This is a genomic window from Pseudomonas sp. Irchel 3H7, assembly GCF_900187605.1.
Lineage (GTDB): Bacteria > Pseudomonadota > Gammaproteobacteria > Pseudomonadales > Pseudomonadaceae > Aquipseudomonas.
Window position 1 is genome coordinate 28,299 of the sequence record NZ_FYEA01000008.1, and the last position, 21,190, is coordinate 49,488.

Annotated in this window: 21 protein-coding genes; 16 read left to right on the forward strand and 5 right to left on the reverse strand. The window is 57.9% G+C overall.

Annotation, left to right across the window (positions count from 1 at the left end; all coding sequences use genetic code 11):
- Positions 1 to 236: 236 nt before the first annotated feature.
- Positions 237 to 1,424 (forward strand): MFS transporter, encoded by a 1,188-nt coding sequence (locus CKW38_RS16295; RefSeq protein WP_007914781.1) that lies wholly within the window; start codon positions 237 to 239, stop codon positions 1,422 to 1,424.
- Between the two features lie 120 nt (positions 1,425 to 1,544).
- Here the strand turns inward: CKW38_RS16295 and CKW38_RS16300 are convergent, their stop codons facing one another.
- Positions 1,545 to 2,582 carry a dienelactone hydrolase gene (locus tag CKW38_RS16300; RefSeq protein ID WP_095113262.1) on the reverse strand — a complete coding sequence of 346 codons (1,038 nt, stop codon included), beginning with the start codon at positions 2,580 to 2,582 and terminating at the stop codon, positions 1,545 to 1,547.
- 236 nt (positions 2,583 to 2,818) lie between these two features.
- Positions 2,819 to 3,430, reverse strand: coding sequence for an FMN-dependent NADH-azoreductase (locus tag CKW38_RS16305; RefSeq protein WP_007914786.1), 612 nt, complete (start codon positions 3,428 to 3,430; stop codon positions 2,819 to 2,821).
- Between the two features lie 127 nt (positions 3,431 to 3,557).
- On the opposite strand from CKW38_RS16305, the gene CKW38_RS16310 reads away from it, so the two are divergent.
- A complete protein-coding gene (locus CKW38_RS16310; RefSeq protein WP_095113263.1) occupies positions 3,558 to 4,466 on the forward strand; it encodes a LysR substrate-binding domain-containing protein in 909 nt (302 codons plus the stop codon).
- Positions 4,463 to 4,822: an MmcQ/YjbR family DNA-binding protein gene (locus CKW38_RS16315; RefSeq protein ID WP_007914790.1), complete on the forward strand. Its 360-nt coding sequence runs from the start codon at positions 4,463 to 4,465 to the stop codon at positions 4,820 to 4,822. The genes CKW38_RS16310 and CKW38_RS16315 overlap by 4 nt, the downstream gene beginning before the upstream one ends.
- Before the next feature lie 120 nt (positions 4,823 to 4,942).
- Here CKW38_RS16315 and CKW38_RS16320 read toward each other — a convergent pair whose 3' ends face one another.
- Positions 4,943 to 5,371 (reverse strand): DUF1294 domain-containing protein, encoded by a 429-nt coding sequence (locus tag CKW38_RS16320; RefSeq protein ID WP_095113264.1) that lies wholly within the window; start codon positions 5,369 to 5,371, stop codon positions 4,943 to 4,945.
- Positions 5,368 to 6,198, reverse strand: coding sequence for an undecaprenyl-diphosphate phosphatase (locus CKW38_RS16325; RefSeq protein ID WP_095113265.1), 831 nt, complete (start codon positions 6,196 to 6,198; stop codon positions 5,368 to 5,370). Before CKW38_RS16325 ends, CKW38_RS16320 begins: the two co-directional genes overlap by 4 nt.
- A 304-nt stretch (positions 6,199 to 6,502) precedes the next feature.
- Here CKW38_RS16325 and CKW38_RS16330 point away from each other — a divergent pair, with 304 nt between their 5' ends.
- The 9 genes from CKW38_RS16330 (at position 6,503) to CKW38_RS16370 (ending at position 14,827) form a co-directional block, all read left to right on the forward strand.
- Entirely contained in the window at positions 6,503 to 8,137 is a 1,635-nt protein-coding gene (locus tag CKW38_RS16330; protein WP_095113266.1) for a methyl-accepting chemotaxis protein, read from the forward strand.
- Between the two features lie 254 nt (positions 8,138 to 8,391).
- Positions 8,392 to 8,955 carry a nicotinamide riboside transporter PnuC gene (pnuC, locus tag CKW38_RS16335; protein WP_007914804.1) on the forward strand — a complete coding sequence of 188 codons (564 nt, stop codon included), beginning with the start codon at positions 8,392 to 8,394 and terminating at the stop codon, positions 8,953 to 8,955.
- On the forward strand, positions 8,952 to 9,476 hold the full coding sequence (locus tag CKW38_RS16340; protein ID WP_095113267.1) for an AAA family ATPase: 525 nt from the start codon (positions 8,952 to 8,954) through the stop codon (positions 9,474 to 9,476). The genes pnuC and CKW38_RS16340 overlap by 4 nt, the downstream gene beginning before the upstream one ends.
- A gap of 357 nt (positions 9,477 to 9,833) precedes the next feature.
- Positions 9,834 to 10,286, forward strand: a complete 453-nt coding sequence (locus tag CKW38_RS16345) for a hypothetical protein (RefSeq protein ID WP_007914809.1) — start codon at positions 9,834 to 9,836, stop codon at positions 10,284 to 10,286.
- Position 10,287: 1 nt separating this feature from the next.
- Entirely contained in the window at positions 10,288 to 10,863 is a 576-nt protein-coding gene (locus CKW38_RS16350) for a hypothetical protein (protein ID WP_007914811.1), read from the forward strand.
- Positions 10,864 to 10,937: 74 nt separating this feature from the next.
- On the forward strand, positions 10,938 to 11,939 hold the full coding sequence (locus CKW38_RS16355; protein WP_007914813.1) for a hypothetical protein: 1,002 nt from the start codon (positions 10,938 to 10,940) through the stop codon (positions 11,937 to 11,939).
- Between the two features lie 63 nt (positions 11,940 to 12,002).
- Entirely contained in the window at positions 12,003 to 12,683 is a 681-nt protein-coding gene (locus CKW38_RS16360) for a C39 family peptidase (protein WP_007914815.1), read from the forward strand.
- A 44-nt stretch (positions 12,684 to 12,727) separates the two neighbouring features.
- Positions 12,728 to 13,477: a hypothetical protein gene (locus CKW38_RS16365; protein WP_007914817.1), complete on the forward strand. Its 750-nt coding sequence runs from the start codon at positions 12,728 to 12,730 to the stop codon at positions 13,475 to 13,477.
- 45 nt (positions 13,478 to 13,522) lie between these two features.
- Positions 13,523 to 14,827 (forward strand): transporter, encoded by a 1,305-nt coding sequence (locus CKW38_RS16370; RefSeq protein WP_095113268.1) that lies wholly within the window; start codon positions 13,523 to 13,525, stop codon positions 14,825 to 14,827.
- A 99-nt stretch (positions 14,828 to 14,926) separates the two neighbouring features.
- On the opposite strand, the gene CKW38_RS16375 is transcribed toward CKW38_RS16370, so the two are convergent.
- Complete coding sequence (locus CKW38_RS16375) at positions 14,927 to 16,252, reverse strand: sigma-54 dependent transcriptional regulator (RefSeq protein WP_007914820.1); 1,326 nt, start codon at positions 16,250 to 16,252, stop codon at positions 14,927 to 14,929.
- Positions 16,253 to 16,606: 354 nt separating this feature from the next.
- Between CKW38_RS16375 and CKW38_RS16380 the strand changes: the two genes are divergently transcribed.
- The 4 genes from CKW38_RS16380 to nhaB all read left to right on the forward strand — a co-directional run bounded on the left by CKW38_RS16380 (position 16,607) and on the right by nhaB (position 21,182).
- Positions 16,607 to 16,873, forward strand: a complete 267-nt coding sequence (locus CKW38_RS16380; RefSeq protein ID WP_007914821.1) for a hypothetical protein — start codon at positions 16,607 to 16,609, stop codon at positions 16,871 to 16,873.
- A gap of 279 nt (positions 16,874 to 17,152) precedes the next feature.
- Positions 17,153 to 18,454 (forward strand): hypothetical protein, encoded by a 1,302-nt coding sequence (locus CKW38_RS16385; RefSeq protein WP_007914822.1) that lies wholly within the window; start codon positions 17,153 to 17,155, stop codon positions 18,452 to 18,454.
- Positions 18,455 to 18,579: 125 nt separating this feature from the next.
- On the forward strand, positions 18,580 to 19,506 hold the full coding sequence (locus CKW38_RS16390; protein WP_095113269.1) for a hypothetical protein: 927 nt from the start codon (positions 18,580 to 18,582) through the stop codon (positions 19,504 to 19,506).
- A 173-nt stretch (positions 19,507 to 19,679) separates the two neighbouring features.
- A complete protein-coding gene (gene nhaB, locus CKW38_RS16395) occupies positions 19,680 to 21,182 on the forward strand; it encodes a sodium/proton antiporter NhaB (protein WP_095113270.1) in 1,503 nt (500 codons plus the stop codon).
- The last annotated feature ends 8 nt before the right edge of the window (positions 21,183 to 21,190 follow it).

Here is a 21,190-nt window from a genome sequence, read left to right on the forward strand (position 1 = left end):
GTCCATGTGACGGGGCTTTTTGCATGTGTTCGGTCAGAAATTCATTGGTTCAGATACCATCGCGAGCAGGCTCACTCCTACAAGGGTACGCATTTCAAATGTAGGAGTGAGCCTGCTCGCGATAGGGCCATCAGCAGCAACATCGATCCTCAGGGAAAGTAGTTAGCCTGCTTTCTTTTATTTCAAGCCCACGCCATGATGCGAGCTCTCCCACCGCCGCCCGCGAACGAGTCCTCATGTCTGCGCAGCAACTGCCACCGCAAAGCTCCATGGCGATCACCCTGCAGATCGTCTCCATCGTTTTCTATACCTTTATTGCGTTCCTCTGCATCGGTCTGCCGATTGCGGTGTTGCCGGGTTATGTGCATGAACAATTGGGTTTCAGCGCGGTGATTGCCGGTCTAGTGATTGGCTCGCAATACCTGGCCACCCTGCTCAGCCGGCCGATGGCCGGGCGCATGTCGGATACGCTCGGAACCAAACGGGCGATCATTTATGGCTTGTGGGGGATTGTCCTCAGCGGCTTGCTGACGTTGCTTTCCACACTGCTGCAGGACTTTGCGCTGGCGAGCCTGATCATCCTGATCATCGGCCGTTTGCTCCTCGGTATCGCGCAGGGCTTGATCGGCGTCGGCACCATCAGTTGGTGCATGGGCCAAGTGGGTGTCGAACACACGGCGAAATCCATTGGCTGGAACGGTATCGCGTCCTATGGCGCGATTGCCATTGGCGCGCCGCTGGGTGTGGTGATGGTCGCCGATTACGGCTTTACCAGCCTCGGCATCGCGCTGGCGGTACTGGCGGCAGGCGCGCTGCTACTGATCCGCAACAAACCCTCGGTGCCGGTGATACGCGGCGAACGGCTGCCGTTCTGGGCGGTATTCGGACGGATTGCCCCGTATGGCGCCAGCCTGACCCTGGCCTCGATCGGCTACGGCACGCTGACCACCTTCATCACTTTGTATTACCTGAACCGTGGCTGGACCGGCGCAGCGTACTGCCTGACGGTGTTCGGCGTGTGCTTCATCCTGTCGCGCCTGATGTTTATCTCGGCGATCAGTCGCTTCGGCGGGTTCAGGTCCGCCATTGCTTGTATGACTATAGAAACCGTCGGGCTGGTGCTGTTGTGGCTGGCGCCGTCCAGCGCTTTTGCCTTGATCGGCGCGGGATTGGCCGGGTTTGGCTTGTCGCTGGTGTACCCGGCGTTGGGTGTAGAGGCGATCAAGCAAGTGCCCAGCTCCAGCCGTGGTTCCGGGCTGGGCGCTTACGCGGTGTTCTTCGATCTGGCGCTGGCGATTGCCGGGCCGTTGATGGGCGCGGTGGCGTTGAAGCTGGGATATTCGTGGATTTTCTTTAGTGCGGCACTGTTGTCGGTGATTGGGCTGGGGCTGACTTTGCTGCTCCAGCGCCGGGCAACGACCTGAAGTCCGACGCAGCCCCCTGTAGGAGCGAGCCTGCTCGCGATAGCGGTGTGTCAGTCGACATAATCTTTTCTGATGAACCGCTATCGCGAGCAGGCTCACTCCTACAGGGGATTTGCGGGGTTATTGATCTGCGGTTTGCATACCGGCCCGGGTTGGTCTGCCCAGCGTGTGCGAGAAGAACCGTCCAGCCTCGGAGATCAGGTTGCGATGGATATCCTCGCGATCCACGCCATCAGCATCGGTACACAACGCCGGCATCGCGCGAATCTGCTCTTCATTGCACGGCGCCATAAAGACGAAGTGCCCTGCCCCGGCGAGTAATTTGAAATCCGGCGCCGTCGGCAGTTTGCGCGCCAGCGCCGCCGCGTTCTTGTCGAAGGCGACCAGTTTGTCGCCATCACCGCTGTAGAGCAGCACCGGCACATGCACATCGGCCAAGGTGTGACGGCCGAACTTCAAGCTCAGCGGCGCCATCAGCAGCAAGGCATGAACGCGCGGATCCGCGACCGGTTGCAGGTCATCTCGATCAACGATCAATTCACCCTGCGTGTTGCAGGCATCACGATCATCTGGACGCTCCTGGCAATAACGACGCAGGCGATCAAGATCCGGTTGCGCCCCCGACAGGATCAACGCCGTTTCGCCGCCCGCCGAATAGCCAATCACTCCGACCTGATCGGCATTGACGTACGGCGCGAGCATGCGGTCGCCAAGCGTGGCGGTAATCGCTTCGGAAATCTGGATTGGCCGACCATAGAGATTGCTCAGGGTGCCCAATCGGCTGTGGTCTTTGGAGTTGTCGCCGGGGTGAATCACCGCCACCACGACAAAGCCTTTGCGTGCCAGTGAGGTCGCGAGGTCATGCAGCGCCAGCGGCGTGCCGGTGTTGCCATGGGAGAGCATCAGCATCGGGAAGCGGCCGATGGCGACTTTGGTGTCTTCGCCAGCCTCGACCGAATAACCCTCGAGCAGGCTCATGTGTTCGCGGTCGCTGGAGGGATAAAAGGCGATCGCGCGCATCGGTTGCAGATCCAGCGGATCCAGAAAGGTCATTTCGTGGTAGCCGACGCTCCACACCGGGTGTCGCCCAGGCGCAGCCTGCACTGAATTCAGGCCGCCGAGCAGGCAAATCAGTAACGCTGCACAAAGACGCATCATGGGATGCCCCACCCTGTTGTTACTCAATCGAAAGTTCCGTTGCGTTGCGGGCCAGAACCCCCGGGGATTAGGTGTTCCGGTACGACAATGCATTCAGACGCTGATTGTGTGACTGCATAACCCGGGCCAGATTATGTAACAGTCAGAAACAAAAAACTCCGTATTCGCCCCTTGCGGAACCAGAATACAGAGTTTTTTGGGTGTTACCTGAACATCAGCTGTTCTTTACGCGAGCCTTACGCGGCGGCGAACAGTTGCTCGCTGATCTTCGCCTGAGCAGCGGTCATGGCGTTGTTGCGCACTTCTTCGCCATACGCCAGGCCTTCGGCACGGACGATTTCGATATCGGTGATGCCAAGGAAGCCCAGTACCAGCTTCAGATATTCTTCGTGAGCGATGCCGCTGGCTTGGCCGGCGTGGATGCCGCCGGCAGTGGAGACGATCACGACTTTCTTGCCGCCGCACAGGCCTTCAGGGCCGGCTTCGGTGTAACGGAAGGTCTGACCGGCGACTGCTACGCGATCGATCCACGCCTTGAGTTGGGTCGGTACGGTGAAGTTGTACATCGGAGCCGCGATAACAACGGCGTCGGCGGCGATGAACTCGGCCAGGGTCGAAGCGCTCAGTTCGGCTTCGTGCTGTTGTGCGGCGTTACGCAGCTCAGCAGTAGTGCCAGCGGCGACCAGGGTGGTCGACGAGAAGTGGCTGATAGCGTCGGCGGCCAGATCGCGGTAAGTCACGACTGCGCTTGGCTCGGCGGCTTGCCAGGCTTTGACGACTTCGCTGCTCAACTGACGGGAAGCCGAATTGTCGCCCAGAATGCTCGAATCGATATGCAGCAGTTTCATGTGGAATCTCCTGGAAGGAATCGCCGGTGGCGACGGAATGGAGACAATCCTACGCAAGAAACCAATGGATGATTAGCTGCCTGAAATGCGATAGTTTGTCCCACTGATAGAACAGTTGGATTTCCCTATGCAAGACCTCAACGATCTCTACTATTTCGCCAAAGTCGTCGAGGCTGGCGGTTTTGCTGCGGCCGGGCGATTGCTCGGGATTCCCAAGTCACGGCTGTCGCGGCGTATTGCCGAACTGGAAGAACGCCTCGGTGCGCGTTTGCTGCAACGCACCACCCGGCAACTCAATCTCACCGCCGTTGGCGAACGTTATCTGCGTCACTGCCAGGCGATGTTGCTGGAAGCGGAAATGGCCGATGAGGCGGTGGCGAGCATGTCCAGTGAGCCGCGCGGTCGCCTGCGCGTTTCCTGCCCCACCGGTCTGGCCCGGGAAATGTTGCCGTGGGTCATCAGCGAATTCCTCGGCAAATTTCCTCAGGTGCAACTGGAAGTCGTCCTGCTCAATCGTCGGGTCGATCTGGTCGGCGAAGGTTTTGATGTCGCATTGCGCGTGCGTGAACACGGTGATGAGGATCCGCTGCTGGTGACCCGGCGTTTGCGTCAGGCACAAATGGTCGTGGTCGCCAGCCCGGCGTTTTTACAAGGCCAGACGATCAATCATCCGCAAGATCTGAAAAATCTGCCGGTGTTGGGGGCGCTGGAGGCCGATCGCATGGTGCATGTGCGTTTGCTCGATCAGCAGGGCCACAGTTTCGAACTGAACATGGAAGCCCGCCTGGGCATCGATGACTTTGTCGTACGCAAGGCCTGCGTGCTGGCCGGTCAGGGCTTTACCCTGTTGCCGATGATGTATTGCGAGGCGGAACTGGAAAACGGCACGCTGGTGCAGATGCTGCCCGAGTGGTCACTGCCCGGCGGCTGGCTGCAAGCGGTGTATCCGCATCGACGCGGGGTGATGCCGGCGGTGCGCGCATGGATCGATCATCTGGTCGAGTCGTTCAATGCCTGTGGGGAGCGGTTGTTATGAGCAAGGGAAAAATGAGCGAAGCCGACGTCGCGGCGTTCTGCCTGGCATTGCCGGGTGCTCGGGAAGATTACAAATGGGGTGGCGTGCGGGTGTTTTCGATTGCCGGCAACAAGATGTTTGCCTTGCAGGGGCTGCGTGGAGATTCGTTGGCATTCAAGGTCGACAAGGATCTGTTTCTCGGTCATTGCGACCGCCCGGGGATTCATCCGGCGCCGTATCTGGCGCGGGCGCAGTGGATCATCATGCATCCGCCCTACCCGTTGGCTGCCGAGGAACTGAAGGAGTTGTTGCAGCGTTCGCATCAACTGGTGGTAAGCAAGTTGCCGAAGAAAACCCAAATCGGTTTGTTGCTGTAACCCCAATCCCCCTGTGTAGGAGCTGCCGAAGGCTGCGATCTTTTGACTTTGATCTTTTAAAAAGCAAGATCAAAAGATCGCAGCCTTCGGCAGCTCCTACAGGGGGATTTGTGTGGGCTGTCAGAACAGCGCCAGCAAGTTCGAGCCGAGAAACAGCTGGTCGATCCAGAACACCTGATGCAGCAGCACAATCACCCAGAACAAAATCTGAAACGACACTTTGCGCGTCTTGTGCCGGAACACCTGCTGAGCAATCAACGCGCCCGGCCAGCCGCCCGCCAGCTCTACCGCATGCAGGATGTTCTCCGGTGTGCGCCAGGCATCAGCGCGCGCCTTGCGCTTGTCCGCCCAATACATGGAGAACGCCAGCACGCTGACGATCCCGTAAGCGGCCAGCGGGACCAGCGAAATCCCGCGCAGCCACATCGACAACGAGCCGAACAGGGGCAGCGCGCAGACGATCAGCAGAACCAGCAGTTTCAATTTCAGATGCTGAATGTTGCCGCCCGAAGGTCGCCCTTCGGGCCGGCGTGCGCGGGAGTCACTCATGGCTTGGCCGCCGCCCAATCGATCCAGCCAAACTGCCACGTCGCCAGAATCACCAGACCAAACACGATCCGATACCAGGCGAATGCCGCATAGCTGTGGCTGGCGATGAACTTGAGCAAACCGCGCACGGCGATCATGGCGAAGATGAATGCGGTGACAAAACCGATGGCGAACACCGGAAAATCCGCCGGGACAAACAGGTCGCGATACTTGTAGCCCGAGTAAACCGCCGCACCGACCATGGTCGGCATCGCAAGGAAGAACGAGAACTCGGTAGCGGTCTTGCGCGACAGGCCGAACAGCAAACCGCCAATGATCGTCGAGCCGGAGCGCGAGGTACCAGGGATCATGGCCAGACACTGCGCAAAGCCGACTTTGAGGGCGTCTTTCCAGGTGATCTCATCGACCGTTTCCGCATGCACTTCATGTTGACGTTTTTCCGCCCACAACATGATGATGCCGCCCACGACCAGCGCGGCCGCGACGGTAATCGGGTTAAACAGATATTCGTGAATGAGGTCGGCAAAGATCACGCCCAACACCACGGCAGGCAGAAATGCGATCAGCAGGTTGGCGGTGAAACGCCGTGCGCTGGGCTGGGTCGGCAAGCCGATGACCACGTCGAGAATCTTGCGTCGAAACTCCCAGACCACCGCGAGGATCGCGCCGAGCTGGATGATGATATTGAACGCCATGGCCCGTTCGCCGCCGAACTCGAGCAAGTCGGCCACAATGATCTGGTGTCCGGTACTGGAAATGGGCAAAAACTCCGTCAGCCCTTCTACAACTCCTAGTATCAGTGCCTGCAAGGCCGTCCAAAGATCCATCAATCCCCCAAAGAGCGATGCGCGCTGGCATGCCCCGATAGTATTTTTTTACGTTCACTGCGATCAGCGTAGCTGGTTGTGGCTGTACCGATTCCGCGCGCACAGGATCCACACGAAACGGTCAAAATTCCGTGAAATATCAATTTGGATTCAGGTTTTCACGCGCGGGGCCGAAATCCTAACAGACAAGCCTTAATAGCGCTGCCGCGTTATACGACTTGGGTCGCGTATGCCCGCTCACAAAATCGTGGTTGGATGCTGGCGGTCGTTTATTACAAGAAAAAGAATCCGGAGTGACAGCGTTATGAACAGCTTGCGCAGTGTGTCGATCAGCCGACGCTTGTGGCTCATCTTGATTGTGGCGGTGGTCATGTTGCTGACCTTGGGCATGTTGATGCTCAAGCAGATCCACGACGATCTCTATCACGCCAAGGCCCAGAAAACCCAGCACGTGGTGCAGACGGCCAGCGGCCTGCTGACCTATTACCACGACCTCGAAACCGCCGGCACCCTGAGCAAGGACGCCGCGCAGAAACAGGCGCTGACGGCAATTCGCGGCTTGCGCTATGACCAGAGCGATTACTTCTGGATCAACGACCTCACCCCCGTGATGGTCATGCACCCGACCAACCCGAAACTCGAAGGCCAGAACCTTTCGGCGATCCGCGATCCGGACGGCTTCGCGGTGTTCAACGAAATGGTCGCCATCGCCCGATCCAAAGGCGCCGGCATGGTCGACTACCGTTGGCCAAAACCGGGCGCCAGTGAGCCGGTGGCCAAAACTTCCTACGTCAAACTGTTCGAACCGTGGGGCTGGGTGCTTGGCTCCGGGGTTTACGTCGATGACGTACAGGCGGAGTTCCAGGGTCAGGTGATCAAAGCCACGGTTATCGGCCTGGCGATTGCGCTGATCATGGCGTTGCTGGTGATCCTGATCGCGCGCAGCATCGTCCGTCCACTACAGGAAACCGTGAACGCCATGGCCAACATTGCCAGCGGTGAAAGCGACCTGACCCGCAGTCTCGATACCCATGGCAAGGATGAAGTCACCGAGCTTGCGCATCACTTCAATGCCTTTACCGCCAAACTGCGGCGGGTGATCGGTGATTTGCAGGTGTCGGCCAGCGCCTTGGGCCAGTCGTCCAGCGAACTGGGCAACGACGCTTCGCAGGCGCAACAGCGTAGCCAGCAGCAGTCGCAGCAGATGGAACTGGTGGCGACGGCGATCAACGAAGTGACCTACGGTGTGCAGGATGTGGCGAAGAACGCCGAGCACGCCGCCGCCGAAATGCGCGATGCCGAAGCACAGGCGCAACAGGGCCAGATCAACATCGATGGCAGCTTGCAGCAGATCGACAAGCTGTCCGGCACCATCGATCAAGCGGTTGAAGTAATTCGCACCCTCGCCGCCGAAAGCACACAGATCGGCAGTGTACTGGAGGTGATTCGCTCAATTGCCGAGCAAACCAACCTGCTCGCGCTCAACGCTGCAATCGAAGCGGCCCGGGCCGGTGAGCAGGGTCGCGGGTTTGCCGTGGTCGCCGATGAAGTGCGCTTGTTGGCACAGCGCACGCAGAAGTCGACAGCGGAAATCCAGTCGATGATCGAACGCTTGCAGAACCATTCCGAGGCGGCCGTGAAGGTGATCGGTGACAGCAGCAAGGCATCGCAACTGACCATCGAGCAAGCCGGGCTGGCGGGGGCGAGTCTGAATGCCATTGGCCAGGCGTTGCGCAATCTCAATGGTCTGAATGCGTCGATTGCCAGCGCCACGCTGCAACAGGCGCATGTGGTCGAGGACATCAATCAGAACGTCACGCAAGCGGCCGGCCTCTCGCACAGCACAGCGATCGCGGCCGAGCAATCGAGTGCGGCCAGCCTGCGCCTCGGCCAATTGAGCGAACAACTCAACGCCCTGCTGCGCCAGTTCCGCGTCTGACCCGTGTAACTCTGGTGAGCCCACCCCTCACCCCGGCCCTCTCCCCGAGGAGAGGGGGCCGACCGAGGTGTCTCAATCTATACGTCGACCTGAAAAATCGAGTCGATTATGGATTCAACGCAGAAAGATCAGGTCGGCGTATCTCGAACATCCAACTCGGTCAGTCCCCTCTCCTCTGGGAGAGGGTTAGGGTGAGGGGTTTGGCCCAATGCAGTACAATCCGCCCCCTCCTCAATTTCCCCCAAGGAACCGCCATGTCCGGGCTTGAACTGTTTGCCGCCGCCCTTGGCGTGATCGCCGTGTGGCTGACGGTCAAACAGAATCCGTGGTGCTGGCCGATCGGGCTGGTCATGGTCTTGCTCTACAGCTGGATCTTCTTTGAAGTGAAGCTGTACTCGGACATGTTGCTGCAAGTGATCTACGCCGCGCTGCAAGTCTATGGCTGGTGGCAATGGACCCGCGCCGGGACGATGCATGACGGTCGTGAGGTCACGCGCCTTGATCAACGTTCGATCCTGGTCGGCTTAGGCGTTGGCGCGATCGGCAGCCTGTTGCTCGGCGCGGCCATGGCCCATTGGACCGACGCCGCGCAACCGTGGCTCGATGCCGCGCTGACCGGTTTCAGCCTGGTGGCACAACTGTGGATGGCGCAGAAACGCCTGCAATGCTGGGCGCTGTGGTTTGTGCTCGATGTGATCTTTGTCGGCTTGTTCATCTATAAGGGGCTGTACCTGACCGCTGCGCTGTACGGGCTGTTCACCTTGCTGGCGATTCAAGGCTTTCGCGAATGGCGCGCCGACCCGGCGTTGCGCACATGAAGGTCGTGGTCCTGACCGGGCCCGAATCCACCGGCAAGAGCTGGCTGGCGGCGGGCCTGCAACAACGCTTTGGCGGCGTGCGGGTGGATGAGTACGTGCGCCGCTTTATCGAGCTCAATCCCCGCGATACCTGTCTGGCTGACATCCCGGAAATCGCTCAGGGCCAAATGCAATGGGAGGACCAGGCGCGAGCGCAGCAGCCTTCGTTGCTGATTCTCGACACTCACTTGTTGAGCAATATGCTATGGAGCCAGACGCTGTTCGGTGACTGCCCGGCCTGGCTGGAATCCGAGCTGTTGGCACGGCATTACGATCTGCACCTTCTTTTGTCCCCGGAACAGGTCGACTGGACTGATGACGGTCAGCGCTGCCAACCGGATCTGCACGAGCGAATGGCGTTTTACCAGTCCACGCGAAACTGGCTGGAAAACCATCACCAGCGTTTTCAGATCATTCAGGGCAATTGGGCCGAACGCCAGACTCAGGCATTTGCCGCCGTCGAGCAATTGCTGAGGCAGTGACCCGGTCAAAGGGTCAACTGCCCCACGACTCCCCCCTGTTTTGGGGGCAAAGTGTCCGTTCCTGAAACACTCCGTGAGTTGCAAAGTGCCCGTTTCAGCACTGTTCACTGCTTTGTCATCCGAGTTGTTACGCGGCTGATACACACCGCGGCAAACCCTTGTTCCAGAGCTTTGTTCAGCCGATGGACAGGTCGGCGCACCAGTGCGTGTATCAAGCCTGAAACAGCCTGTGTGTCAGACGTGCGCATTTATTTTCCAACCCTTTGAAATTACAACGCTTTTAAAAAGCGGCACAGCTTTCGCTCTCTCCTTCACAACGCTGACTAGGGCCAGCCCACTGAAGAAGGAATTGCAGCCGTGGGGAATATCCAAAAAGGTTTGACCTGCCTTCTGCTGATCGGATCAGCAGCCAGTACGTTGATCAGCTTCAACGTGCAGGCAGAAGGTAACGGCGTGATTGTTCTCGATCGCGATGTTCAGCCTATCCCGATCGGTCGCAACGGTGGCAAAGACCCCTACCCGACCACCGTCAATGCCAACCCGTCCGCACGCATCAATTCCACTATGAACAGCACCGAATTGAGCGATGGCGACTTCGCCGGCGTCGCCAGCGGCAGCGCGTTCCGCACCACCAACAATGTCCAAGCCGGCGCCAACATGCCAGGCCTCAATACCCTCACCAATCCCAACGGCATGCCCGGCATGAGTGCTGGCCACGGTGGCGGTTCCGGTGGCGCGATTTCCGGCACGATCAACCGCGCCATGAGTTCCGGCCTCGCGCCATTGACCCGCATGGCCGGAGGCCAATGAAATGAATCGTTCACTCCTTCTGCTCGCCTTGCTCGGTTGCACCACTGTCATGGCTGCCGATCCCGCTTCAGTGAACAACGCCAACATTCAGGATTCCGGGGTTCAGTACCGCGGCAACTTCAACGTCAACCAGGCGGCTGGCGATCAAATGCAACAGGCCAACGTCAAGGCTGTGGCGATCGGCACCGGATCCCATGCCAGCACCAGCGTCATGCAGAAAATCGATACGCCTGCCTCTCGCTCGATGGACGCCAGCGCAACCATCGGCGGCACCTCTTTCAGCAATGGCAACGGCATCCTTGGTGTGAACCAGGGTGCCGGGGCCAACAACCAGATGGCCAACGTCACGCGCGTCAGCATCAGTGCTGCCCCGCAGAGCGTTGACGACAGTGCCCTTTCACAACAGAACGTGGCGCTTTTACCGAGCTCAGGAGCAACTGGTACCTCATCCGGCAGTCGCCAGGTCACGACAAGTGATCAGGCCTTCACCGGCAGCCGCGGGGTAATCCAGGTGAACCAGAGTGCCGGGGTGGGGAACCGAATGGCTAACACCCTGAGCATCCGGGTCGCTGACTGACCCAAACAACAAAAAGCAGTGCAATTAGAAAGTACCAACACTTAACCAACTAATAAGCACGATGGAGAAACACCATGAAACCTACAATGGCTCTCAAACCACTGGTTTTCGCACTTGCAGCAGTGATGGCAATCGCAGCACAGGCAGGCGGTCGTGATGACAACAACGGTCATGGTAACGGGCATGGCAATGGACACGGCAACGGTCACGGCCAGCCACAAGGTCCAAATCTTGAACAACTGCTGCAGATCACCGCAGGCGCCGGCGCCGCTGTACTCGACGCGCAAAACAGCGACGGCAACGTGGTGAAAAACCAGGGCACTCTGAACAACGCCAATGCCAGCGACTCGCTCAATGGCTCTAACGGCAACATGGGCGCCAACGTTGCAGCCGGCGACGGCAACCAGCAGGACAACGCCGCCGCGCTGGCTACTGCCGATGAAAGCTTCATCTTCGGCAACGCTGTTGCTGCCTCGAGTGCAACTCAAGTCAACAACAACAACTATGTGAAAAACTCGTCCACCTTCAATAACGCTACGCTCAACAATGCAGGCAACAATGGTTCCGGCAACATCGGCATCAACGTGTCTGCAGGCAACTTCAACCAACAGAAAAACAACCTCGCAATCGCCGTATCCGGTGGCCGTGTAGCCACTGCCGCTGCTGCCGCCAACCAGTCTTCCACTGGCCTGGTTGTCGACAACAAAGGCGTGCAGACCTACAAAACCGATACCCTCACTGGCACCTACGCGGCCGCTGGCGTGTTTAAAGCCAAAGGCACTGCAACCATCGAAGATGATGACCACGGCGGTTATGGCAATCGTGGCGGCGGCCACGGTGGCAACGATGACCAGAAAGCCAAGTTCGAAGCCGTCGGTACTTTTGGCCTGGCTGGCGTAACCACCCAACAGGTGATGACCAAAGATGGCTGGAAAGCCCCTGTGGTCAACAATGCCAACATGACCAACTCGATGAACAACTTCTCCGGCAACGGCGGAGCCAACGTCTCGGCGGGTGTGGGCAACCAACAAAGCAACTCGCTGTCCATCGCTGCTGGCTGCAGAGCCTGCCTGTAATCGCGATCGAAACGAAAGCCCCGGCAACGGGGCTTTTCCTCAGTCCGCAAAGGCGTATCGATCATGCGTAAGACTGCCCTCCTCACTCTGCTTTTCGTCTGTGGCCTGACTCAGGCCGGTCAGATGCCCGTGGCTGCCCTGCCGGGTGGCACGCTCGTCTACAAAAACGTGCAGAGCATCCGCGAGCGCAAGTTTGCCGACATCGTCGAACAAAAAACCGATTTCAGCTGCGGCGCTGCTGCACTGGCCACGGTATTACGCCAGGCCTATTGGCTCGACGTCGATGAGGAGCACATCATCAAAGGCATGCTGGTCAACGCTGACCAGGACCTTGTTCGTACGCAAGGGTTCTCCATGCTGGACATGAAGCGCTACATAGAAAGCATCGGCATGCGCGCCAGGGGTTACAAGATTCCACCGGAAAAGCTCGAAGCGGTAACGATCCCGGTGGTGGTACTGATGGAAATTCGCGGCTACAAGCATTTCGTCGTGTTGCAGCGTTCGGACAAGGATTGGGTTTACATCGGAGACCCGGTTCTCGGCCATAAGCGTTACAAACATGACGACTTTGTCAAAGGTTGGAACGGCATTGTCTTTGCCATCGTCGGTCCCGGATATGACAAGGTCAACGCCTTGCGCAGCCCTCCGGTGCCCTTGACAGCCAAGAACAAGCTCGACGGTTTCAACCCTGTCAAAGATGCTGAATTGATGGATTTCGGGTTCATTCAGAGCGACTTCTTTTAATCGCCGATTATAGAAAATGGGACTGGATGTCCCGGGAGCAGCAGATGAAAACCTCATACTGGCTGGCCGCCGCCTGCCTGGCAGCGAGCGCATCGGGCTACGCCAATGCAGGATTCAAACCCATAGAAATCAAGGACCAGGAGCTCGCCGAGCTGCGTGGTCGGTATGTGATGCCGGGGCGGATTATCAGCTTCGGCATTGTCATGAGCAGTACCTGGCGCAACGCCAGTGGCGATCTGATCGGGGCGTCTGCATCCATGCAGGTGCAACAAACCACCATCAAACCGGAATTTTACGTGTCGACCATCAAGGAGATGGGCAACGGCAATACGCCGGAACTGGGCACGGGATCGATTATCGGTGGTGCCGGCCTTAACTCATCGTCGGGCGTGACGCAGAGCGTACGCGCGGCGGGTGACGGCAACACGGCGAACAACAACGTCGCCATTAACGTCAAGGAAGCCAATCAGGCGCCAGCACTCGCCCCCGTACAGGGCCAGGCTCTGATGGCCGGCCAGACTATTTCCGGCAGTAATGCCGCCGGCAATGTCGCAGTGTCGGCAACCGGTACGGGTGGCGTGCAAATGGCGATACAAGCCAGCGGCAATCAAGGCACGGCGCTGCAACAGGTCGCTTCGAGCGGTCTCTTGCAAAACACCCGTCTGCTCGGGAGTGCCAATGTGGTCAACAACCTGACTCAACTTAACGTCGTACTCAATAATAACGGCAGAAGTGCCGGCGCACTGGATTGCAACCTGACTCAACTCGGGGCCCTACGCAGTATTGGATATTGAACTACGCTGAGTCTCGATCATTGGGCTTAAAGGGACGGCTTATTCATGTATCGATCAGTATCACTGCGTGCCGCAGTGTGTTTGAGCACTCTTCTCCCTGCGGCGATGCTTCAAGCAGCACCGGACGCAGATGTAGAGGCCCTGAAACAGGAACTTCTGGAGCTGAAACAACGATACGAAGTACAACAAAAAGCCCTTGCGGTACTTGAACAACGAGTCCGCCAGGTTGAAGAGCAACCCGCCGCCCCACCGCCAAAACGGCTGGCCAAATCGCCATCGGACATGAAAGGCAATCGCGTCGCCACCGGCACCGGTGCGGCAGCAGCATCAGGAGGCGCCGCCGGGGGCAGTGGCGCTTCTTACGGGCAGTCGCTGGCGGACGATTCGCAACCGGCGCAGAGCGTTTCCAACCTGTACGACGAGGCCAGCGGCTTCTTCGGCGGCGGCAAGTTCAGCGTCGAAACCGGCATCACCTACTCGCGCTATGACACCCGTCAGCTGATTCTCAATGGCTTCCTCGCACTCGATTCGATCTTTCTCGGCAACATCAACCTCGACCGGATCAAGGCTGACACATGGACCCTCGACCTGACGGGCCGCTACAACTTCGATAACCGCTGGCAGTTCGACTTGAACGTGCCCGTGGTGTATCGCGAATCGACTTATCAGTCGGGCGGCGGCAATGAGGGCGCGGCGGGTGTCACCACAGAAGAAACCGTCACCAAGGATCCAACCATTGGCGACGTCAACTTCGGCATCGCTTACAAATTCCTCGACGAGTCGGTCAATACACCGGACGCGGTCGTCACCTTGCGGGTCAAGGCGCCAACCGGCAAGGATCCGTTCGGGATCAAACTGCGCCAGACCAATGCCAACTCCAATCTGTTTGTACCTGACACCCTGCCCACCGGCAACGGCGTCTGGTCGATCACGCCGGGCATCTCGCTGGTCAAGACGTTCGACCCGGCGGTGCTGTTCGGCAGCTTGTCCTACACCCACAACCTGGAGGAGTCGTTTGACGACATCAGTTCGACGGTCAACCAGAAAAACCCGGGCAAGGTAAAGATCGGCGACAGCTTCCAGATCGGCGCCGGTATTGCGTTTGCGCTGAACGAGAAGATGAGTATGTCGTTCTCGGTGTCTGATCTGGTGCAACGCAAGAGCAAGCTGAAACAGGATGGCGGGGATTGGGAATCGGTGGTGTCCAGCGACGCCAACGCCGGCTACTTCAACGTCGGCATGACCATTGCGGCCACCGACAACCTGACCATTGTTCCGAACTTGTCGATCGGTTTGACCGACGACGCTCCGGACTTTTCCTTCAGCCTGAAATTCCCGTACTACTTCTAAGCAAAAGCAAAAGATCGCAGCCTGCGGCAGCTCCTACAGGGAATACACAAATCCAATGTAGGAGCTGCCGCAGGCTGCGATCTTTTGATCTTCAGGTATCTAGCGAATCTGGTGTTTATGCAGCAGGCGATAAAACGTCGGTCGGGACACGCCGAGGACTTTAGCCGCCACACTGAGATTATCGCTGTGCCGATTCAACACATCGCACAGCGCCTGGCGCTCGGCGCGAGTCTTGTAGTCTTCCAGCGTGCCCATGGGCGTAGCGATCGAATGCTGGCTGATCAACCCCAGATCACGGGCCTCGATCTGCCGGCCTTCGGCCAATACCAGCCCACGCCGTACACGGTTGGCCAATTCACGGACATTGCCCGGCCAGTCATGCTTGCCCATGGCAATCAGCGCATCTTCACTAAAGCTGCGTGGGCGTCGGCCGGTTTCATGGCTGTAGAAGTGCGAAAAATGGTTGGCCAGCATCGACAGATCACCGTGACGTTCACGCAGCGGCGCGGTGACCACTTGCAACACGTTGAGCCGGTAATACAGATCTTCACGAAATCGCTTTTTCTCGATGGCCGCCTCTAGGTCGACGTGGGTCGCTGCCAGAACGCGCACATCCACCGGGATCGGCTGACTGCCTCCGACACGTTCGATGTGCCGTTCCTGCAGGAAGCGCAACAGATTGGCTTGCAGTTCCAGCGGCAGATCACCGATCTCATCCAAAAACAATGTGCCGCCATTGGCCGCTTCAATACGCCCGATCTTGCGCTGATGGGCGCCGGTAAACGCACCTTTCTCGTGGCCGAACAGCTCGGACTGAATCAGGTGCTCGGGAATTGCCCCGCAATTGATTGCCACAAACGGTTTGTTGTGACGCTGGGATTGCCGATGCAGCGTGCGTGCAACCAGTTCTTTACCCGTGCCGCTTTCACCGCGGATCAATACCGGCGATTCGGTCGGCGCCAGTTTGCTGAGCAATTTGCGCAGTTCGCGGATCGGTTTGCTGTCGCCAAGCAATTCGTGTTCGGGCTGATCCACATGAATCGTGCCCTGCCCGCGCAAACGCGCCATGCCGAATGCCCGGCCGAGGGTAACCTGCACCCGCGACACGTCGAACGGCAAGGTGTGAAAATCGAAAAACCATTCACAGACGAAGTCACCGACGTTTTGTAAACGCAGGACTTCCTGATTGAGCACGGCGATCCATTCGGTGCCGCTGCGACTGATCAGTTCCTTGACGGCTTCAGGTCGTTCGAGGTGAAACGGCTGCAATCGCAACAAGCCGACATCACAACTTCGATCGGCGGCATTTTCCAGAGTGCAGCTATCAACATCCCAACCTACGGCGCGTAATCCGGGCAATAAGCGGTGGCAATCGTCGCAGGGATCGACCACCAATAAACGTCGTAACGCTGGCGCTTCGCTCATGACTGTTCCTTGGCGCCAAATTATTAGAAATGATTGTAAAAACAGTCATTTGGCAGACACGACTGTAACATTAGCAAGATTTTGACAGGGCCTTGTATCGATTGCTTATAGGTGTACAAGCAAACACGTTATAAGAACAGAAGTTGTTAGTCAGCTATCTACTAATTTCTGCCTTAACCTTTCAGTGAGCTTTCAAAAACCTGTCTGTAAAGCAACGCCATGAAAGAAAGTTGAAATTTCTTTGTTTCATGTGTGACCCGCCTGCGGGTTCGGTGCATCAGTACAAGTACCAGCCGAACGGTAAGCCCAACCGACGGCACATCACTTGATTGGGCACGACAGAGAGAAAAACCCATGACCGCCCCGCTCCGTATCAACGAAGCTCTTCTGATTGCCAACCACGCGTTCAAACCTTTCCAGTGCGTGGCCTGGGCGCCACAAGACGGCAATGGCGAACTGAGCCTGACCGTGATTGACCGGACCAATAACAGTATCGGTCGCAAACAGATCCCGAGCAGCGCCTACTCTGATCCGGCGCAACTCGAGCAACTGCTGCAGCAGGCGCGCGCTGAACTCAGCAAAGAAGGTCACTTGCTGCAATCCTGGTCGATGCCACACTAACAACCGGGTAATGCGGATGACGTTCAGGTCATCCGCCCTCTTCCCTTAGTTGCAGTCTTTTTAACGCTCGGTACTTTTGTACAACTATTTGCAACGTGTTCAGGCTTAACTGCTTGGGCGGCTTGCTATTGGTTCAAAAAGACACTGTTCTGGCACAGTGCGACCCTCCACCTGTTAGTTCTTACAGTTGTACTTCTCCCGGTTCAGGGATTGAATGTTCCGCTCATGCAGTTACCCATCCGGTTTCCGGTCCAGGTCAACTCGCAAGGAGATGCGTGCATGTCCACTCTGAACACTTTTGCGCTGCCGGCGGTATCGACGTCTTTATTGAGCCGAGCCGGTCAACTCGACAGAACATTTGCCGCCACCGGCGTCGCTCAAGTGTATTTCACTGGCAGCGTCTCCAGCCTGACCGAGGACATTGCCCTCGATGCGCAGGGGCGCGTTCTGGTCGCAGCAAAGGTCGGCGTCGCTACCGGCAGCCGATTCGGCCTGGCGCGGATGCTGGCCGATGGCTCGGCCGATCTGACCTTCGGTGATAACGGCAGCGTGATCGACACCTTTGCCCCGGGTTTTGAAGCCACGGCCGGCAAAGTTCAGACGCTACCCGACGGGCGCATCCTGCTGGCCGGGCTGCATTATGAAAACGCTTATCGCACCCTGCCCGCCCTCGCTATGTTCGATGCCCAGGGCAAACCGGATGTGCGCTTCGGTGACAACGGTCGCCAGGTGGTGCGCCTGCCGGGCGATTTGTCCATGGGCAGCCGTGACAGCTGGTTGCCGCCAGGTGTGCCGGGGGCCGAAGCCAGCGATTTCGTCGTTCAGGACGATGGCCATATCCTGCTCATCGCCAATCACCACTTCGAACTCGCCGACCATGCCGGCATGCTGATTCGCCTCAAACCCGACGGCCGCCTGGATGAAACCTTTAATGGCCGTGGCTTCGTTATGGTTCGCCACTTGCTGCTCAATACCTGGCTCAGCAGCCTGCTACTGCAAAGGGACGGGCGGATTGTGGTGGCAGGTTCCATCGATTTTCCGCAGGAAGGTCTGTTGGCGCGCTACCTGCCCGACGGCCGCCTCGACGAGCGTTTCGCCGTGGACGGCTTCATGGCCTTCAAGGCGCACGGTAAAAGTGCTCAGGTCAGTCAGGTGATCGAAACCTCAGAGGCACTGCACTGTTTCGGCAGCAGTCGCGACCCGATTCGCTGCCTGGCATTCAGCCCGCACACAAACGGTCGCCCTAACCTGCACAACCATGGCGGCCAGCCACAATTATTGGAGATCGGCCCCAGCGGCTGCCAATGGAGCGCCGCCCAACGCATGGCGGACGGCCGCATCATCGCGGTCGGCGCAACCATTGGTGGAATCGAAGCGGACTTTATCGTCGCCCGTTACTCGAGTGATGGCGGCCTGGATCACAGTTTTGGCGACGGCAAAGGCTGGCTGCGCACGCGCTTGGGGCGCAGCCTGGACACAGCCAATTCGCTGGCTGTGCAAGCGGATGACGCGATCCTTGTCGGCGGTTATTCGCTGGATGGCAACTATCGGGCGATGGTGGCGCGGTATCTAAATTCATAGGCGAGCCGTACGTCGGGAATGGCCTTGTACCTGTAATTTCTGACAGTAGACGTCAACCTTGATCGGGCATCAGATAGCAGGGCGCGCAGAACATTGCGTGCTCTACCCGAAAAAGGAATTTTGATATGAACGATCTAGTGACACCTTCCAAACATCGCACATCGGTTGAACTGTCCTCAGGAAGCACCGAGCTTGTAGCGCCGAGGATTCTCTCAATCACCAATGGTGACGATATCTCCATCCCACCTGACGGCACTACCACGAACGGCAATCTGTCTTTTTTCGGTTCGGCGGAGCCGAATCAGTTAGCAGTGATGCTGGACAATGGGATTCCCGCACACCACCTCGTGACTGTTGACGAACGTGGTGATTTCAGCGCCCTGCTGCTTGATCAGGCACGGGGTATTCACGCATACAGCGTGGCAACCTCCGATGGTCAAGTGTCAGCGACGTGGACTGTTGAAGTGGATGTCAGCGAAAAGGTCTCAATCGACTCGGTTTACGATGCTGCCGGTAGGCACGTCGGAAACGGTGAGACTACATTTCAAAATGAACTGAATTTTATTGGCAAGGGCGCGCCTGGCAAAGTAGTGGAGTTGGTGAATAACGGCACAGTGCTAAGCCTCCTGAATGTCGGAACAGACGGGCATTGGAGCGCCAACATCAAGGATCTCAAGACAGGCACCCAAAACTTCATCGCTCGGGAAACCAATGGGCAGCATTCCTCGTCATGGCGGGTCCTGATAAAGCAACCTGCACCGATCAGCATCCAATTTGTCTTGGGCAATGAAAGTTTCCAATTGATCGGCAATCAAGAAACCACAACCGATCGATCAGTGACATTGGTGGGTACGGCAACCCCCGGTGAAACAGGCTGGATTGTCGACTATCACCGTGACTTGGTGCCCTTCGCTGCAAATGAACACGGTGTTTACTCCGCAAAAATCGAAGACCTGAAAGAAAACTTGGTTCACACCTTCAGACTCCGATCCGACCTAGGGCGGCTCTCGGCGCCGTGGGCAATCAGGGTGATTTCGTCGAAATTGCGATAAACGCTTTCCGGCGACAGACAAGGGCCCGTCGAGTCGTGACTCGGTGGGCCTTTGTCATTCCAGGGTGAAACATGCCAGGCTTGCAAAAAAGACATCGGTCAAATCCGGTAACACCTTGAACTTGCCCGCCACATCCGGCAACTTGCGCGCTTCTAAAAGACAAGGAGCAACCGATGTCCGGTTCAATGGCCCAGGCGTTCGCGCACAATTTTCTCGGGCAATCGCCACGCTGGTACAAGGCGACCATCGTCGGTTTTCTGATCCTCAATGCGCTGGTGCTGTTCACGGTTGGCCCGGTAGCGGCCGGCTGGCTGTTGGTGATCGAATTCATCTTCACCCTGGCGATGGCGCTCAAGTGCTATCCGCTGATGCCTGGTGGCTTGTTGTTGATCGAAGCACTGCTGCTGAAGATGACCACGCCACAGGCGCTTTACGATGAGCTGGTGCACAACTTCCCGGTGATCCTGCTGCTGATGTTTATGGTGGCCGGCATCTATTTCATGAAGGATCTATTGCTGTTTCTGTTCTCGCGGCTGCTGTTGGGCGTGCGGTCAAAAGCGGCACTGGCCTTGATGTTCTGCTTTCTTTCGGCGTTTCTCTCGGCGTTTCTCGATGCTCTGACGGTGACCGCGGTAATCATCAGTGCAGCGGTCGGTTTCTATTCCGTCTATCACCGCGTCGCCTCCGGCAATGATCCGCGCCAGGACAGTGAGTTCGCTGACGACCAGAACCTGCCAAAACTGCATCACGACGATCTGGAACAATTCCGCGCCTTCCTGCGCAGCCTGCTGATGCACGGTGCGGTCGGTACGGCATTGGGCGGCGTCTGCACGCTGGTGGGCGAACCGCAGAACCTGCTGATCGGCCACGAAATGGGTTGGCACTTCGGTGAGTTCTTCCAGAAGGTCGCCCCGGTTTCGCTGCCAGTGCTGGCGGCGGGTCTGGTCACCTGCGTGCTGCTGGAGAAACTGCGCTGGTTCGGTTACGGCACACTGCTGCCGGACAACGTTCGCACAGTGCTGGCCAACTACGCCGCCGAAGACAATGCCGAACGCACAGCTCGCCAACGCGCTGCGCTGCTGGTGCAAGGTGCAGCCGCACTGATCCTGATCGGTTGCCTGGCCTTTCACATCGCAGAAGTCGGCTTGATCGGGTTGATGGTGATTGTGTTGATCACCGCGTTTACCGGTATCACCGACGAGCATCGTCTGGGCAGCGCATTCAAGGACGCCATGCCATTCACGGCGTTGCTGGTGGTGTTTTTTGCGGTGGTGGCGGTCATTCACGATCAACAGTTGTTTGCGCCGCTGATTCAGTGGGTGCTGGCGCTGCCGGTCGAACAACAACCGGGCATGTTGTTTATCGCCAACGGCCTGTTGTCGGCGATCAGTGACAACGTGTTTGTCGCGACGATCTACATCACCGAAGTGAAACAGGCGTTCCTCGCCGGGCACATGAGCCGTGAGCATTTCGAGACATTGGCGATCGCGATCAATACCGGTACCAATCTGCCGAGCGTGGCGACGCCAAATGGTCAGGCTGCATTCCTGTTTCTGCTGACCTCGGCGATTGCGCCGCTGGTGCGTTTGTCGTACGGGCGGATGGTGTGGATGGCGTTGCCGTACACGTTCGTCATGGGCCTGTTGGGCTGGTACGCGGTGAGCTACTGGCTCTGATCAACACC